Genomic DNA, 18084 nt, shown 5'->3' with positions numbered 1-18084 from the left:
TTTTCCTGGCGACTATAGCGGTCTGGAACCACCTGATCCCATCTCGAACTCAGAAGTGAAACAGACTTGCGCCGATGATAGTGTGGAGTTTCTCCATGTGAAAGTAGGTCATCGCCAGGGCTTTATTAAATAGTCACGAAAGTGACGAAACACTTTCAAGTGAAAGTGAAAATTGATAATGCTGGCGTAGCTCAGTTGGTAGAGCAACTGACTTGTAATCAGTAGGTCCTGGGTTCGATTCCTAGTGCCAGCACCATCTTAAATGAAGTCAGGTACAGTAATGTACTTGACTTTAATAAATTCCTGAAAGAAAATGGCATTCTTTTTGGAGGGGTTCCCGAGCGGTCAAAGGGATCAGACTGTAAATCTGACGGCTCAGCCTTCGAAGGTTCGAATCCTTCCCCCTCCACCATTTTTAAAAAAAGAAAAAAGCGGGTGTAGTTCAATGGTAGAACTTCAGCCTTCCAAGCTGATAGCGTGGGTTCGATTCCCATCACCCGCTCCAAATGAGCTAATAGATTAGAGGATCAAATCAGTCTGTAGCTTAAAGCCCACATAGCTCAGGCGGTAGAGCACTTCCTTGGTAAGGAAGAGGTCGTTGGTTCGAGTCCAGTTGTGGGCACCATACAATTATCAACTTTCTATAGGGGAGATTTTCCGATGGCAAAGGAAAAGTTTGAGCGAAAAAAGCCGCACGTAAACGTAGGCACGATTGGTCACGTTGACCACGGTAAAACCACACTGACTGCAGCTATAACAACGATTATGGCGAAAAAATTTGGTGGTACAGCGAAAGCGTATGATCAGATTGACGCAGCCCCTGAAGAACGTGAGCGTGGAATTACAATTTCTACAGCGCATGTTGAGTACGAATCAGCAAACCGCCACTATGCACACGTAGATTGCCCAGGACACGCGGACTATGTGAAGAACATGATTACCGGTGCTGCGCAGATGGACGGAGCGATTCTGGTAGTATCAGCAGCTGATGGTCCAATGCCTCAAACTCGCGAACATATTCTGTTATCCCGCCAGGTTGGTGTACCATACATTGTAGTATTCCTGAATAAAGCGGATATGGTTGATGATGCGGAGTTGTTAGAACTGGTCGAGATGGAAGTTCGTGACCTGCTGAGCAGCTATGAATTTCCTGGTGATGACATTCCAATTGTTGTTGGTTCAGCGCTGAAAGCTCTGGAAGGCGACACAAGTGATATCGGAGTGGCAGCGATTGAGAAACTGGTTGAGACAATGGACTCCTATATTCCAGAACCAGTTCGTAACATTGATAAAGCATTCTTATTACCGATTGAAGACGTATTCTCAATTTCTGGCCGTGGAACAGTAGTAACAGGCCGTGTTGAAAGCGGAATTGTTAAAGTAGGTGAGGAAGTTGAGATTGTTGGTATTCGCGATACTCAAAAGACCACATGTACTGGTGTTGAAATGTTCCGTAAACTGCTTGACGAAGGTCGTGCAGGAGATAACGTAGGGGTGTTGTTACGAGGAACGAAACGAGACGACGTAGAAAGAGGACAAGTACTGGCAAAACCTGGTACAATCAAGCCTCACACCAAATTTGAAGCCGAAGTATACGTGCTTTCAAAAGATGAAGGTGGCCGTCACACTCCATTTTTCAATGGTTACCGTCCTCAGTTTTACTTCAGAACGACAGACGTAACAGGTTCTTGTGAACTGCCACAAGGAATTGAAATGGTAATGCCAGGCGACAACGTTCAAATGACTGTCAGTCTGCATTCACCGATTGCAATGGATGAAGGTCTGCGCTTTGCTATTCGCGAAGGCGGTCGTACTGTTGGTGCCGGTGTCGTAGCAAAAATTATCGAGTAAAGAGTAAAATGGTGTGAGAACAATAGTTCTCACGCCAAGAAGTAAGGAGTTAGGCCAGTAGCTCAATTGGCAGAGCGGCGGTCTCCAAAACCGCAGGTTGGGGGTTCGATTCCCTCCTGGCCTGCCAACTACCAAAAGCGTGATTGTGATGAAAACAAACCTAAGCGTTAAAGAAATTGTTTTATGGACAGGAATGCTGTTAGTAACTATAGCAGCCTTTTTTTGTACTTATTACTATACTGTTTCATCTCCAATCAAAGTTATGATTTGGATTGGTTGGCTAGTTAGCATATTCGTAATAGGTTTTTTTACCAATAAAGGACAGCAAGTTTTTGCATTCGCACAGGAAGCAAAAATTGAACTTCAAAAAGTAGTTTGGCCTACACGTCAAGAAACTGTGCAAACTACCTCAATAGTTATGATCATGGTTGCAGCAACTGGATTTATTCTCTGGGGAATTGATTCAATAATGATGTGGGCAATCGCAAAAATAACACATTTGGGCTGACAATAGTGGAAGAACAGAAATCAAAACAGTGGTATGTAGTTCATGCCTATTCAGGCTATGAAAATTTCGTTATGCGTGAGATAAAAGCACGCGCACTTCATCAAAATCTTGAAGAAAAAATTGGCGAAGTAGTTGTTCCTTCCGAAGAAGTCGTAGAAATGCGCGCCGGACAGAAGCGTAAGAGCACAAGAAAGTTTTTTCCAGGTTATGTTTTAGTTAACATGGTTATGGATGATTCCACGTGGCATATGATTCGAGCAATACCTCGAGTCCTTGGTTTCCTTGGTGGCACTGCAAAAGGGGATGCCAACCAAAAGCCGACACCAATTTCAGATAAAGAAGCAAGAGCTATCTTGCAAAGGGTTGAAGATGGCGTGACCAAGCCGAAACCCAAAATCCTGTTCGAACCAGGTGAAGTAGTTCGCGTCAAAGAAGGTCCGTTTGTTGATTTCAATGGTGTGGTTGAAGAAGTTAACTATGAGAAAAACAAATTGAGAGTGGCCGTTCTGATCTTTGGACGTTCTACACCTGTCGAGCTTGAGTTTAGCCAGGTCGAAAAAACCTGATAACACCAACCGGGGAGCTAATGCCGAATTAGTGTTAGCGTTGACCCACATAGGAGTAAATAATGGCAAAAAAAGTCGAAGCTTATGTAAAGCTACAAATACCCGCTGGTAAAGCAAATCCAAGTCCACCAGTCGGCCCTGCATTAGGTCAGCGCGGTGTGAACATCATGGAATTCTGTAAGGCATTTAATGCGGCTACACAGAATATGGAACCAGGCTTGCCAACTCCAGTTGTCATTACTGTATATAGTGATCGCAGTTTTACGTTTATTACCAAAACGCCTCCTGCTTCTGTACTAATCAAGAAGAAAGCTGGTATTGCCAGTGGTAGCGGAAAACCAAACACCAATAAAGTTGGCCGCCTGAATCGTGAACAACTTGAAGAAATTGCCAAAACTAAAGAACCTGATCTGACTGCTGCCAGTTTGGATGCTGCTGTTCGTACTATCGCAGGTACAGCAAGAAGCATGGGCGTAGAAGTTGAAGGCGTGGAATAAGGGGACAGATCATGGCAAAGTTAAGCAAAAAAATACAACAAATTCGTGAAAATGTTAAACCTAACCACTACTATAACGCTCACGAAGCAATTGAACTCTTAAAGAAATTTGCAAGTAAAAATTTCAGAGAAAGCATTGATATCAGTGTTAACCTGGGTGTAGATCCCAGAAAATCAGACCAGGTAGTCAGAACCTCAACCAACCTGCCCAAGGGAACTGGCAAAACAGTTCGAGTAGCTGTATTTGCGCAGGGCGACAATGCAACTAAAGCTAAGAATGCTGGTGCGGATATTGTTGGTTTTGAAGATCTGGCTGAAAAAGTTAAAGCTGGAGAGATGGATTTTGATGTCGTAATTGCAACTCCAGATGCAATGCGAATCGTTGGTCAGTTAGGCCAAATCCTCGGTCCGCGTGGACTTATGCCAAATCCAAAAGTTGGCACAGTAACCACTAACGTAGAAGCGGCTGTTTCCGATGCGAAGTCAGGTCAGGTTCGTTACCGTACTGATAAAAATGGAATTATTCATTGTACAGTTGGTAAGTTAGATTTCAGCGCTGACGATATAATCGAAAACATAAGCGCGCTGATTGTTGATCTTAAGAAAGCGAAACCCGCTTCTTCAAAAGGCGTATATCTGAAAAAGATTACACTGTCATCTACAATGGGACCTGGATTGCCTATTGATATTGCATCATTACCCGTGTAATATAAACGCCCTTTTAAAAGCTTTCACGGCATAGACTTGGTTCAATGCCGTCGAAGACCGCAGGTGCGAAAGCTTAATACCCTGCGCAGACGGTGAACCGGCTCCGGGATCTCTCTGAGACGGCCACCATAACTGTCAAATCGATTTATTGATTTGATCAACTTAGGAGGTCATTAACGTGACGATAACATTAGCTGCAAAAAAAGCGGTAGTCGACGAAGTGAGTGAAGTTGCTTCCAAGGCTATATCTGCTGTTGTTGCGGATTATCGTGGTTTGACTGTTAATCAAATGACCCAATTGCGTTCTGAAGCACGCAAATCCAATGTTTACTTACGAGTAGTAAGAAACACATTAACTCGACGTGCTTTCGAGAAAACGGAGTTTGCCTGTCTGAACGACAAATTGGTTGGTCCTTTATTTATTGCTTTATCACTTGAAGCACCAAGTGATGCAGCTAGATTGCTAAAGGAATTTGCCAAAACATTTGATAAGCTTGAAATCAAAGCATTATCTGTAGGTGGAAAAGTATACGGTGCAGAACATCTGGAAGCCGTAGCAAGTCTGCCGACACGTGATGAAGCATTAGCTAAGCTGATGTATGTGATGAAAGCGCCAGTCGAAAAATTTGTACGTACACTTGCAGAACCTCATGCCAAATTGGTTAGGACTATTGCTGCAATTAAAGATACAAAATAACCACATTTATTAATTTTAAACTTAGGAGCTAGTAATGGCTGTTTCAAAAAATGAGATCTTAGAAACTATCTCTAACATGACCGTGATGGAAATTGTAGATTTAATCGAAGAAATGGAGAAAAAATTCAACGTTTCTGCTGCCGCTGCTGCTGTCGCTGTGGCTGCTCCAGCTGCCGCTGCTGCCGCTGTTGAAGAAAAAACTGAATTCGATGTTGTTATGACAAGCTTCGGTTCTAACAAAGTAGGCGTTATTAAAGTTATCCGTGGTATCACTGGTCTGGGTCTGAAAGAAGCAAAAGACCTCGTTGAAGGCGCTCCTTCTACTGTTAAAGAAGGTGTTTCTAAAGACGAAGCTGCTACTATCAAGAAAGAGCTTGAAGAAGCTGGTGCTTCAATCGAAGTTAAGTAATACCATTGATTTGGTTTTAGATAACCCGGCCATGTTTACATGGCTGGGTTTGTGCGTTTGATTATCTCAATAATTTTACAGAGGAACTACCATGGCAATTGCAGAAGCTCAACACTATTCACATGCTGAGAAAAAAAGATTTCGCAAAAGCTTTGGGAGGCAGTCTGACAAGATGGAAATCCCCAACCTTCTTGATATTCAGCTAAAGTCATACACCGATTTTCTTGATGCCAATTCAAAGGCCAATATACAACAGAAAACTGGCCTGCATGCTGCATTTGCATCTGTATTCCCCATCGTTAGTTTTTCAGGAAATGCGCGTCTTGAGTATGTAAGTTATAAGTTGGGTGAGCCGGCATTTGATGTTAAAGAATGTAAAATGCGAGGATTAACTTATTCTGCTCCTCTACGAGTAAAGATTCGACTTGTAGTACTCGACAAAGATGCAGCTGGCGAACCAAAACCAATTAAAGACATTCGCGAACAAGACGTATTCATGGGTGAAATTCCCTTAATGACCGATGTCGGTACATTTGTGGTAAACGGAACCGAACGGGTTGTCGTTTCCCAGTTACATCGTTCACCTGGCGTTATATTTGAGCACGATCGTGGCAAAACGCACTCATCAGGTAAACTTTTATACTCTGCGCGAATTATACCATACCGTGGTTCCTGGCTTGATTTTGAATTTGATCCTAAGGACTGTGTATTTGTCCGTATTGATCGCCGCCGCAAGCTGCCAGTTACAATTCTATTGCGTGCGCTAGGTTTTGAAATAGAAGAAATATTATCTGAATTTTTTGAATCCACCATCTGCCAATTACGAAACGGAGAGTTTCATATCAATCTGGTACCGTCCAGATTAAGAGGTGAAATCGCTTCCTTTGATATTAAACTGCCTGATAGTGGTGAAATAATTGTTGAACAAGGTCGCCGCATAACAGCTCGTCACATCAAGTTGATGGAAAAGAGCAACATGCAGGACCTGGTTGTTCCAAGAGATTATCTGATTGGCAAAACCCTGGCAAAAAATGTCATTGATACGAGTACAGGTGAAATGCTTGCTCAGGCAAACGATGAAGTCACTGATCAACTGCTTGATCAATTAGCAGATCAGGGCATTTTAAGCTTTGAATTAATTTATACAAATGACCTCGATCATGGCTCGTATATATCAGATACACTAAAAGTTGATCCAACTACGAGTCAACTGGAAGCGCTGGTTGAAATTTATCGCATGATGCGCCCAGGCGAGCCGCCAACTAAAGAAGCCGCCGAAGCATTATTTAAGAACTTATTCTTCGCAGAGGACCGTTATGATCTGTCTGCTGTTGGTCGAATGAAGTTTAACCGTCGAGTTGGAAGAAAAGAAGATACTGGATTAGGTATTCTGACTAAAGAAGATATTCTGGCGGTAATCAAAACACTGATTGACATACGTAATGGCATTGGCATGGTTGACGATATCGACCATTTGGGCAATCGTCGCGTACGAAGTGTAGGTGAAATGGCAGAGAATCAATTCCGTGTGGGTCTGGTTCGTGTCGAGCGCGCTGTCAAGGAGCGCTTAAGTCTTGTTGAGTCTGAAAATCTTATGCCTCAGGACTTAATCAATGCCAAGCCTGTATCTGCTGCTATTAAAGAATTTTTCGGATCCAGTCAGTTATCGCAATTTATGGATCAGGTTAACCCCTTATCGGGAGTGACCCATAAACGCCGTGTTTCAGCACTTGGCCCAGGTGGACTTACCCGTGAGCGAGCAGGCTTTGAAGTCCGTGACGTTCACACTACTCATTATGGCCGCGTCTGTCCGATTGAAACACCTGAAGGTCCAAACATTGGTTTGATTAACTCATTGTCAGTTTACGCAAGAACAAATGATTATGGGTTTATTGAGACACCTTGCAGAAAAGTTATTGACGGTCGAGTTACCGATGATATTGAATATCTTTCTGCAATCGAAGAAGTGGATCAGTACATTGCACAGTCCAGTGTACCAGTAGATGAAAACGGAACCATTCTGGCTGATCTCGTTCCATGCAGACATCAGAATGAGTTTTCACTGACTACACCTGATAAAATTAATTATATGGATGTGTCACCAAAGCAAATCGTTTCTGTTGCGGCCTCATTGATTCCTTTCCTTGAACATGACGATGCGAACCGTGCATTGATGGGTTCCAACATGCAACGTCAGGCGGTTCCTACTCTTCGTTCCGAAAAGCCGCTGGTAGGTACCGGAATGGAAAGAACGGTAGCTTCTGACTCTGGAGTGTCTGTAGTTGCCAAACGAGGCGGTATAATTGATTTGGTTGATGCCTCACGTATTGTGGTGAGAGTTAACGATGATGAAACAACGGCTGGTGAAGCGGGTGTAGACATTTATAACCTGACTAAATATTTCCGTTCTAATCAGGATACCTGTATCAATCAGAGGCCAATCGTTTCTAAAGGCGATCTGATTCAGCGAGGAGATATACTTGCTGATGGTCCATGTACCGATATGGGAGAGCTGGCCCTGGGACAAAATCTGCTTGTCGCATTTATGCCCTGGAACGGCTACAACTTTGAAGACTCTATTCTGATTTCAGAAAGAATTGTACAGGAAGATCGATTCACAACCATTCATATCGAGGAATTAACTTGTATCGCTCGTGACACCAAGCTTGGCACAGAAGAGATAACGGCTGATATTCCTAACGTAGGTGAATCTGCTTTAGCAAATCTGGATCAATCTGGAATTGTGTATATCGGAGCTGAAGTAGGAGCGGGTGATATTCTTGTTGGTAAAGTGACACCAAAAGGCGAAACACAATTAACACCAGAAGAAAAACTGCTTAGAGCGATATTTGGTGAAAAGGCCTCAGATGTAAAAGACTCTTCCTTACGAGTTCCCTCAGGAATGAACGGTACTGTTATTGACGTTCAGGTGTTCACCCGTGATGGTCTGGAAAAAGATGACAGAGCTAAAAGCATTGAAGATGAGCATTTGGCAAGGGTTCGTAAAGACCTTATCGATGAAAGACGGATTCGTGAAGAAGATATTTATCATCGTATGTATAATCTGCTCATTGATAAAAATGCAACTGGCGGCCCAGGAAGTGTTAAGCCGGGTAGCGCGATTACCGCTGACTATTTAAATTCTATTCCAAGAGAAAAATGGTTTGATATCCGTATCGATGAAGATGTTGCGTCGCAGCAACTTGAGCAGTTATCCAAGCAGCTTGAGATGCTCGGTAAAGAGATGGAAAAGCGTTTTAATGATAACCGTAAGAAAATTATTCAGGGCGATGATTTAGCACCTGGAGTATTAAAGATTGTTAAGGTCTATCTTGCTGTCAAACGCCGTATTCAACCTGGTGACAAGATGGCAGGACGTCACGGGAATAAAGGGGTAATCTCGATTGTGGTGCCCGTTGAAGACATGCCTTACATGGCCGATGGTACTGCGGTTGATATCGTATTGAACCCATTGGGTGTTCCTTCACGTATGAACATTGGACAGGTACTGGAAACGCATCTTGGCCTGGCCGCTAAGGGTTTAGGCGACCGAATCGCCAATATGCTGGAAGCCAATCAGCAAGTTGCCGAGTTACGCACATTCCTGAACAAAATTTACAATCATGACAGCATGGAGAGAGTCAATCTCGATGCTTTGAATGATGATGAGATTCGTATTCTGGCTGATAATCTGCGCGCAGGAGTACCTATGGCTACTCCGGTATTTGATGGAGCAACAGAAAAAGAAATCAAGTCTATGCTGGAGCTGGCTGGTTTGCGGCCCGATGGCAAAACCATCCTGATTGATGGACGAACTGGTAAGGAATTCGACAATCCAGTAACTGTAGGCTATATGTATATGTTGAAGTTGAACCATCTTGTTGACGACAAGATGCATGCGCGTTCTACAGGTTCCTACAGTCTGGTTACACAACAACCATTAGGTGGTAAAGCTCAATTCGGTGGTCAGCGTTTTGGAGAGATGGAGGTATGGGCGCTTGAGGCTTATGGTGCCGCGTACACACTTCAGGAAATGTTGACTGTTAAATCGGATGATGTTGGCGGACGAACCAAGATTTATAAGAATATTGTTGATGGGGATCATCGCATGGATCCTGGAATGCCTGAATCATTCAATGTTTTACTAAAAGAAATTCGTGCATTAGGTATAGATATAGAATTGAACCACGATTAATAATTAATCGTATAAATTCTCACTAATAATTTTTTTGGAGACATAGACTTGGCTGATCTAAGCAACAACCCGATAAGAAAACCACCAGTAATGAGTGATCTGCTTGGTATTCTCAAACAACAGGGTCAAAGTGAAGAATTTGATGCAATTAAAATCGCATTAGCATCGCCTGACCTGATTCGTTCATGGTCCTACGGAGAGGTGAAAAAGCCGGAGACAATTAACTACCGGACTTTCAAGCCTGAGCGTGATGGATTATTTTGTGCCAAAACGTTTGGCCCAGTAAAAGATTACGAATGTCTCTGTGGCAAATATAAACGTTTGAAACACCGTGGTGTTATTTGCGAAAAATGCGGTGTCGAGTTAGCGCTTGCAAAAGTACGTCGTGAGCGAATGGGTCATATTGAACTGGCTAGTCCGGTTGCCCATATCTGGTTTCTTAAATCCTTACCTTCCCGTATTGGATTACTGCTTGATATGACGCTGCGTGATATTGAAAGAGTTCTTTATTTTGAAGCGTTTGTTGTAGTCGAGCCAGGCATGACCGAGCTTGAGCGTGGTCAACTGCTGAATGATGAAACCTATCTTGAGGCGATGGAAGAGTATGGTGATGAGTTTGACGCTCGAATGGGTGCTGAAGCGATTCGTGACCTGCTTCGTCAAATCGACCTTGAAGAAGAGATCAGAAACCTTCGAGAAGAATTGCCGACAACCAATTCCGAAACCAAGATCAAGAAAATTACCAAACGGTTGAAATTACTTGAAGCATTTTATGAGTCAGGAAATAAACCCGAATGGATGATCATGGATGTACTTCCTGTATTACCTCCAGACCTGCGCCCCTTGGTTCCTCTCGATGGCGGCCGTTTTGCTACTTCAGACTTAAACGATCTGTACCGACGCGTTATTAACAGAAACAATCGCCTGAAGCGCCTTCTCGATCTTAATGCTCCTGACATCATTGTGCGCAATGAAAAGCGTATGCTTCAGGAGTCTGTAGATGCATTGCTTGATAATGGCAGACGCGGACGTGCAATTACAGGAACTAACAAACGACCATTAAAATCACTTGCCGATATGATTAAAGGCAAGCAAGGCCGTTTCCGTCAGAATCTGCTTGGTAAGCGTGTTGACTACTCTGGTCGTTCAGTAATTGTTGTGGGTCCTACACTCAGACTCCATCAATGCGGATTGCCAAAGAAAATGGCCTTGGAGTTATTCAAGCCGTTTATCTTCAGTAAATTAGAATTCCGTGGCCTGGCAACCACGATTAAAGCCGCTAAGAAGATGGTAGAGCGGGAAGAGCCGATTGTATGGGATATTCTGGATGATGTCATTCGCGAGCATCCTATTCTTCTTAATCGCGCACCGACCTTACACCGTTTAGGTATCCAGGCCTTTGAACCTGTATTAATCGAAGGTAAGGCAATTCAGCTTCACCCATTAGTCTGTACAGCATACAACGCTGACTTTGACGGTGACCAGATGGCGGTTCACGTACCTCTTACTCTTGAGGCACAGCTGGAAGCTCGTTCGTTGATGATGTCTACGAATAATATTCTTTCTCCTGCGAGTGGTGAGCCAATCATTGTTCCCAGTCAGGACGTGGTACTTGGGCTTTACTATTTAACACGTGAGCGGCTCAATGCCAAAGGCGAAGGCAAAGTGTTCGCCAGCCCGCAAGATGCACAAAACTTTTATGAAGCTGGATATGTTGATATTCATGCCAAAGTTAAAATTCGTATGCCTTCGGAAGATAAAGAAGGGCAATATCAATTGGTCGATACAACGGTTGGTCGCGCCATTCTTTCAGATATATTGCCGAAAGGAATGTCGTTCACTGTCATTAACAGACCGATGACAAAAAAGGCTATTTCAAGAGTAGTGGATACCTGCTACCGAAAATTCGGTTTAAAAGAAACCGTCATTTTTGCTGACCAGTTGATGTATACCGGCTTTAAATATGCAACACGTGCAGGTGCGTCCATTGGTATTGAAGATATGGAAATCCCTGAAGATAAGGCAGATATTATCGCACAGGCAGACAATGAGGTTCGTGAAATTGAATCACAGTTCCGTTCCGGTCTGGTAACCAATGGTGAGCGTTATAATAAGGTTATCGATATTTGGTCAAGAACCAATGAAATGGTAGCCAAGTCGATGATGGCGAGAATCGCAACAGAAGAAGTAACCGATAGAACCGGTAAGAAAGTGAGACAAGAGTCATTTAATCCAATCTTTATGATGGCTGACTCTGGTGCACGGGGTTCTGCGGCACAGATAAGACAGCTTGCTGGTATGCGGGGTCTGATGGCGGCGCCAGATGGCTCAATTATTGAAACGCCTATTACTGCAAATTTCCGGGAAGGCTTAAACGTATTCCAGTACTTTATTTCGACTCACGGAGCTCGTAAAGGTCTTGCTGATACCGCGTTAAAAACAGCAAACTCTGGTTATTTAACACGTCGATTAGTGGATGTTGCGCAGGACGTTGTTATTACTGAAATTGATTGCGGAACTGAAAACGGCATTTTGATGCAGCCTTTAATTGAAGGTGGTGACATTGTAGAGCCATTGCACGAACGTGTATTAGGTCGTGTTGTTGCTAAAGATGTATTTATTCCCAATCAGAATGATGCAATTGTTACAGCGGGAACTTTACTTGATGAAGATTGGGTTGAGAAGCTGGAACGTTATGGTATTGACCAGGTTCTGGTACGTTCACCGATTACCTGTGAAACTCGCTTTGGTTTATGTGCCAAATGTTATGGCCGTGATTTAGCCAGAGGACATCTTGTTAACACCGGAGAAGCTGTTGGTATCATTGCAGCTCAATCAATTGGTGAGCCGGGTACGCAGTTGACGATGAGAACCTTCCATATCGGGGGAGCTGCATCCAGAGCAACCGCTGCCAATAATATTCAAATTAAGAATAAAGGGGTTATTCGACTCCATAATATCAAAACGGTAACGCACGAAAATAAAAATCTGGTTGCTGTTTCACGTTCAGGTGAAGTGTCAATTGTTGATGATTTCGGACGGGAACGTGAGCGTTATAAGCTGCCTTACGGTGCGGTACTGACTGTTCATGATAATATGGCAGCAGAGGCTGGCGAAATTATTGCTACCTGGGACCCGCATACCCATCCAGTAATTTCCGAAGTTAGCGGCCGTTTGAAGTTCATCGATCTTATTGAAGGTTTGACTATGAACCGTCAGACTGACGAGTTAACTGGCTTAAGTAACATTGTGGTCATTGACGCTAAACAAAGAAGCGCTGCAGGCCGCGATTTAAGGCCGATGGTCAAATTGGTTTCTGATGACGGTGATGAGATTTATCTGGCTGGTACTAATGTGCCTGCTCAATACTACTTACCGGTTGATGCCATTATTAATTTTGAAGATGGCAGTCTGGTAGGTGTAGGGGATGTTATCGCTCGTATACCACAGGAACGATCTAAAACCCGCGACATCACCGGGGGTTTACCGCGTGTTGCTGACTTGTTTGAAGCCAGAAAACCAAAAGACGCAGCTGTCATGGCAGAAACGTCCGGATTGGTCAATTTTGGTAAGGAAACTAAAGGTAAGCGTCGCTTGATCATCACAGCTTCTGAAAGTAATTTCCATGAAGAATTGATACCTAAATGGCGTCATATCTCCGTGTTTGAAGGGGAGCATGTCGAGCGAGGTGAAGTAATTGCAGAGGGACCATTGAATCCGCATGACATACTTCGTTTACTGGGTGTTGGCGCCCTTGCAAATTATATCGTTAATGAAGTACAGGATGTATACCGTTTACAGGGTGTGAAAATTAACGATAAACATATCGAGACAATTGTTAGACAAATGCTTCGTAAGCGAGTGATAACATTTTCTGGTGATTCCAAATTCCTGGTGGGTGAACAGGTAGAAGAAAGCATCATGTTGCAGGAAAATGACAAATTGCAAGCAGACGGGAAACAAGTTGCTATGGGAATACCTATTTTATTAGGTATCACCAAAGCCTCTCTTGCAACTGAATCATTTATTTCAGCTGCGTCCTTCCAAGAGACAACGCGTGTGTTGACGGAAGCGGCTGTTAGCGGAAAAGTAGATGATTTAAGAGGCTTGAAAGAAAACGTGATGGTTGGTCGACTGATTCCTGCGGGAACAGGTTATGCCTATCATCAAGGCCGCAAGGCAAAACGTGCAAAGACAGCTGGTTCTGAGCACATCTCGCATACGGTAACTGCCAGTGACGTGGAGCATGCATTGAGTGAAGCACTTAATGCAGATAACCATGATCATTGATCCGGGCTTGGAGTTTCAGTGGATAAGTCTTGACAAATCCGCTGAAACTATAATAGAATCCGGCCTCCTTATGCATACGAAATCACTATAAAAGAGATAGTTCGGAGTTAATAATAAATGGCTACTATTAATCAGTTAGTAAGAAAGCCTCGAGTGGACGCTAAAAAGAAAAGTAACGTCCCTGCTTTGGAATCATGTCCACAGCGCCGAGGTGTTTGTACACGTGTATACACAACCACACCTAAAAAGCCTAACTCAGCTATGCGTAAGGTGGCTCGTGTTCGATTGACTAACGGCTTTGAAGTGACCTCCTACATTGGTGGGGAAGGGCACAACTTACAGGAACACTCCGTGGTTCTGATTCGTGGCGGCCGGGTTAAAGACTTACCTGGTGTTCGTTATCACACAGTGCGTGGCAGCCTTGATACATCAGGTGTTAATGATCGTAAACAAGGTCGTTCTAAATACGGAACTAAAAAGCCGAAAGATAAAAAATAATCTGATTGTAGGAATTTGACATGCCAAGAAGAAGAGAAGTCCCCAAACGTGAAATTCTGCCTGATCCTAAGCATCATAGTGAGCTGTTGGCAAAATTCATCAACGTATTAATGATCAGTGGAAAAAAATCCATTGCTGAGAAAATTGTTTATGATGCCCTGGACGTACTCCATGAGCGCGTCAAGAAAAATCGTAAGAGCGAAGACGAGTCTGGTGAGGCCGGAAGCGTAGGCGGCTCAACGACTGTACTGCAATACTTTGAGCAAGCGCTTGATAATGTTCGTCCAAGTGTTGAAGTACGATCAAGACGTGTCGGTGGCGCTACTTATCAGGTTCCGGTTGAAGTGCGTACTGATAGAAGCATTGCATTAGGAATGCGCTGGATTGTCCAGGCTGCCAGATCTCGTGGCGAAAAGGGAATGATGCTGCGTTTGGCAGGCGAGTTGTTAGATGCTTTTGAAAGTAAAGGCTCTGCAGTTAAAAAACGTGAAGATACTCATAGGATGGCTAAAGCTAACCAGGCCTTTGCGCATTTTCGCTGGAATTAACAGAGAGAGAAAACTCCGTGTCTACTCCATTAGAACTTTACAGAAATATCGGCATTGCTGCCCATGTCGATGCAGGGAAAACGACCACGACCGAACGTGTTCTTTTCTACACTGGAATGTCGCATAAAATGGGTGAAGTACATGATGGCGCTGCTACAATGGACTGGATGGTTCAGGAGCAGGAGCGCGGTATTACAATTACCTCTGCTGCTACGACTTGCTACTGGGAAGGAATGGATAAGCAATTTCCACGACACCGTATCAATATTATTGATACCCCAGGGCACGTTGACTTCATGATCGAAGTAGAGCGTTCATTGCGAGTTCTTGATGGTGCTATCGTTGTGTTCGATGCGGTTTCAGGAGTTGAGCCTCAATCCGAGACAGTGTGGAGGCAGTCTGATAAGTACGGTGTTCCACGCATTGTTTTTGTAAACAAAATGGACAGGATGGGAGCAAATTTTCTCCGGGTTGTAGCTCAGATTAAACAACGTCTTGGGTCCAATCCTGTAGTAGTCCAAATGCCTATTGGCGCGGAAGATGCTTTCATTGGGGTTGTTGACCTTGTCAAAATGAAAGCAATTCACTGGGATGAAGAAAGTAAAGGTATGTCTTTTGTTTATCAGAATATCCCAGCAGAGATGATGAAGCAATGTGAAGAGTATCGAGCTTTAATTATTGAAGCGGCAGCTGAAGCGTCTGAAGAGCTAATGGAAAAATATCTGGAAGGCGAAGAGCTTACAGAAGATGAAATTAAGCATGCCATTCGTAAACGAACGGTGAGTAATGAAGTTGTACCCGTGTTCTGCGGTTCAGCCTTTAAAAACAAGGGTGTTCAAGCAGTTCTGGATGGTGTGGTTGATTATTTACCTTCTCCTATTGATATCCCTGATATTAAAGGCGTTGATGAGTACGGAAATGAGCTGCATCGTAAAACATCTTATGATGAGCCATTTTCAGCTTTAGCATTTAAAATTGCCACCGATCCTTTTGTGGGCACACTGACCTATTTTCGTACCTACTCAGGGGTATTAAAAAGTGGCGATACCATTTATAATCCCGTGAAAGGGAAAAAAGAGCGGATAGGCCGCCTTTTGCAAATGCATGCCAACTCAAGAGAAGAGATAAAAGAAGTTAAAGCTGGCGATATTGCTGCTGCTGTTGGTTTAAAGACAGTTACAACTGGCGATACACTTTGCGACATAGATCATGTTGTTACGTTGGAAAGAATGGATTTCCCAGATCCCGTAATAGCTGTAGCAGTGGAGCCTAGAACCAAAGCTGACCAGGAAAAAATGTCAATAGCTTTAGGTAAACTAGCACAGGAAGATCCTTCCTTCCGTGTTCATACTGATGAAGAATCAGGTCAAACAATTATCGAGGGGATGGGTGAGTTACACCTCGAGATTATCGTGGACCGTATGAAGCGGGAGTTCAATGTCGAAGCCAATGTGGGTAAACCGCAGGTTGCTTATCGTGAAACGATCAAAGCAGTGGTGGAGCAGGAAGGTAAATTTGTTCGTCAGTCTGGTGGCCGTGGACAATATGGTCACGTATGGTTGAAGATCGAGCCGCAACAACCAGGTTCAGGCTATGAGTTCGTCAATGCTATTGTTGGGGGTGTTATTCCAAAAGAATACATTCCTGCTGTAGATAAGGGAATTCAGGAGCAGATGCAAAATGGTGTTATTGCTGGTTACCCTGTAGTAGATGTCAAAGTCACACTTTTCGATGGTTCATTCCACGAAGTGGATTCAAGTGAAATGGCGTTCAAAATTGCTGGCTCACTGGGCTTTAGACAAGGTGCTCAAAAAGCAAAACCCGTGCTTCTTGAGCCAATAATGAGTGTGGAAGTTGTAACCCCTGAAGAGTATATGGGGGATGTCATGGGAGACTTGAACCGCCGGAGAGGCATGGTTCAGGGTATGGAAGATTCTCCTGCAGGAAAGGTAATTCGTGCGGAAGTTCCATTAGCAGAAATGTTTGGGTATGCCACAGATGTGCGTTCCGCGACACAAGGTCGAGCTACCTATTCAATGGAGTTCGCTAAGTATGCGGAAGCACCAATGAATATTGCTGAAGCGATTATTAAGAAACAATAAAAGTTAATGAGGTTATTTGAAAATGGCGAAGGAAAAGTTTGAGCGAAAGAAGCCGCACGTAAATGTAGGCACGATTGGTCACGTTGACCACGGTAAAACCACACTGACTGCAGCTATAACAACGATTATGGCGAAAAAATTTGGTGGTACAGCGAAAGCGTATGATCAGATTGACGCAGCCCCTGAAGAACGTGAGCGTGGAATTACAATTTCTACAGCGCATGTTGAGTACGAATCAGCAAACCGCCACTATGCACACGTAGATTGCCCAGGACACGCGGACTATGTCAAGAACATGATTACCGGTGCTGCGCAGATGGACGGAGCGATTCTGGTAGTATCAGCAGCTGATGGTCCAATGCCTCAAACTCGCGAACATATTCTGTTATCCCGCCAGGTTGGTGTACCATACATTGTAGTATTCCTGAATAAAGCGGATATGGTTGATGATGCGGAGTTGTTAGAACTGGTCGAGATGGAAGTTCGTGACCTGCTGAGCAGCTATGAATTTCCTGGTGATGACATTCCAATTGTTGTTGGTTCAGCGCTGAAAGCTCTGGAAGGCGACACAAGTGATATCGGAGTGGCAGCGATTGAGAAACTGGTTGAGACAATGGACTCCTATATTCCAGAACCAGTTCGTAACATTGATAAAGCATTCTTATTACCAATTGAAGACGTATTCTCAATTTCTGGCCGTGGAACAGTAGTCACAGGCCGTGTTGAAAGCGGAATTGTTAAAGTAGGTGAAGAAGTCGAGATTGTTGGTATTCGCGATACTCAAAAGACCACATGTACTGGTGTTGAAATGTTCCGTAAGCTGCTTGACGAAGGTCGTGCAGGAGATAACGTAGGGGTGTTGTTACGAGGAACGAAACGAGACGACGTAGAAAGAGGACAAGTACTGGCAAAACCTGGTACAATCAAGCCTCACACCAAATTTGAAGCCGAAGTATACGTGCTTTCAAAAGATGAAGGTGGCCGTCACACTCCATTTTTCAATGGTTACCGTCCTCAGTTTTACTTCAGAACGACAGACGTAACAGGTTCTTGTGAACTGCCACAAGGAATTGAAATGGTAATGCCAGGCGACAACGTTCAAATGACTGTCAGTCTGCATTCACCGATTGCAATGGATGAAGGTCTGCGCTTTGCTATTCGCGAAGGCGGTCGTACTGTTGGTGCCGGTGTCGTGGCTAAAATCATCGAGTGAGTA

General features: G+C 43.8%; 13 protein-coding genes, 5 tRNA genes and 1 rRNA gene. All 19 read left to right on the top strand.

All coding sequences use genetic code 11. The annotated features are described in order from the left end of the window. Positions 1-4 precede the first annotated feature (4 nt). The 19 genes from rrf to tuf (B1207_RS13795) all read left to right on the top strand — a co-directional run bounded on the left by rrf (position 5) and on the right by tuf (B1207_RS13795) (position 18081). Positions 5-120 (top strand): 5S ribosomal RNA (gene rrf, locus B1207_RS13885). Between the two features lie 60 nt (positions 121-180). Next, a tRNA-Thr gene (locus tag B1207_RS13880) sits at positions 181-256 on the top strand. A 71-nt stretch (positions 257-327) separates the two neighbouring features. After that, positions 328-412: transfer RNA gene (locus B1207_RS13875), tRNA-Tyr, on the top strand. Positions 413-431: 19 nt separating this feature from the next. Further along, positions 432-505: transfer RNA gene (locus B1207_RS13870), tRNA-Gly, on the top strand. A 44-nt stretch (positions 506-549) separates the two neighbouring features. Then, positions 550-625 (top strand) — tRNA-Thr (locus B1207_RS13865). Between the two features lie 35 nt (positions 626-660). After that, positions 661-1851, top strand: coding sequence for an elongation factor Tu (tuf, locus tag B1207_RS13860; protein ID WP_112220499.1), 1191 nt, complete (start codon positions 661-663; stop codon positions 1849-1851). 51 nt (positions 1852-1902) lie between these two features. Next, positions 1903-1978 (top strand) — tRNA-Trp (locus tag B1207_RS13855). Between the two features lie 21 nt (positions 1979-1999). After that, complete coding sequence (gene secE / locus B1207_RS13850; RefSeq protein WP_058508188.1) at positions 2000-2359, top strand: preprotein translocase subunit SecE; 360 nt, start codon at positions 2000-2002, stop codon at positions 2357-2359. Between the two features lie 2 nt (positions 2360-2361). Continuing rightward, positions 2362-2925, top strand: a complete 564-nt coding sequence (gene nusG, locus B1207_RS13845) for a transcription termination/antitermination protein NusG (RefSeq protein ID WP_172458309.1) — start codon at positions 2362-2364, stop codon at positions 2923-2925. Between the two features lie 62 nt (positions 2926-2987). Continuing rightward, positions 2988-3422: a 50S ribosomal protein L11 gene (rplK, locus tag B1207_RS13840; protein WP_058508189.1), complete on the top strand. Its 435-nt coding sequence runs from the start codon at positions 2988-2990 to the stop codon at positions 3420-3422. A gap of 11 nt (positions 3423-3433) precedes the next feature. Beyond that, the gene (rplA, locus tag B1207_RS13835) at positions 3434-4129 is read left to right on the top strand and encodes a 50S ribosomal protein L1 (protein WP_112220504.1); all 696 of its coding nucleotides are present in this window, start codon (positions 3434-3436) and stop codon (positions 4127-4129) included. A gap of 178 nt (positions 4130-4307) precedes the next feature. After that, positions 4308-4826, top strand: a complete 519-nt coding sequence (gene rplJ / locus B1207_RS13830) for a 50S ribosomal protein L10 (protein WP_112220503.1) — start codon at positions 4308-4310, stop codon at positions 4824-4826. 34 nt (positions 4827-4860) lie between these two features. Next, positions 4861-5235 (top strand): 50S ribosomal protein L7/L12, encoded by a 375-nt coding sequence (gene rplL, locus B1207_RS13825; RefSeq protein ID WP_058508192.1) that lies wholly within the window; start codon positions 4861-4863, stop codon positions 5233-5235. 91 nt (positions 5236-5326) lie between these two features. Next, positions 5327-9430 carry a DNA-directed RNA polymerase subunit beta gene (rpoB, locus tag B1207_RS13820; RefSeq protein WP_112220502.1) on the top strand — a complete coding sequence of 1368 codons (4104 nt, stop codon included), beginning with the start codon at positions 5327-5329 and terminating at the stop codon, positions 9428-9430. 90 nt (positions 9431-9520) lie between these two features. Then, positions 9521-13720 (top strand): DNA-directed RNA polymerase subunit beta', encoded by a 4200-nt coding sequence (rpoC, locus tag B1207_RS13815; RefSeq protein ID WP_058508194.1) that lies wholly within the window; start codon positions 9521-9523, stop codon positions 13718-13720. 117 nt (positions 13721-13837) lie between these two features. After that, entirely contained in the window at positions 13838-14218 is a 381-nt protein-coding gene (gene rpsL, locus B1207_RS13810) for a 30S ribosomal protein S12 (RefSeq protein ID WP_045098305.1), read from the top strand. Positions 14219-14238: 20 nt separating this feature from the next. After that, complete coding sequence (gene rpsG, locus B1207_RS13805) at positions 14239-14766, top strand: 30S ribosomal protein S7 (RefSeq protein ID WP_112220501.1); 528 nt, start codon at positions 14239-14241, stop codon at positions 14764-14766. A gap of 17 nt (positions 14767-14783) precedes the next feature. Beyond that, complete coding sequence (gene fusA / locus B1207_RS13800) at positions 14784-16868, top strand: elongation factor G (protein ID WP_112220500.1); 2085 nt, start codon at positions 14784-14786, stop codon at positions 16866-16868. A 22-nt stretch (positions 16869-16890) separates the two neighbouring features. Beyond that, entirely contained in the window at positions 16891-18081 is a 1191-nt protein-coding gene (gene tuf / locus B1207_RS13795; protein ID WP_112220499.1) for an elongation factor Tu, read from the top strand. Positions 18082-18084: the final 3 nt, after the last annotated feature.

This window comes from Legionella quinlivanii, assembly GCF_003265995.1.
GTDB classification, from domain to species: Bacteria; Pseudomonadota; Gammaproteobacteria; order Legionellales; family Legionellaceae; genus Legionella_C; species Legionella_C quinlivanii_A.
Note: the sequence above shows the minus strand (reverse complement) of the source record. Positions and strands in the feature narration are given on the sequence as shown.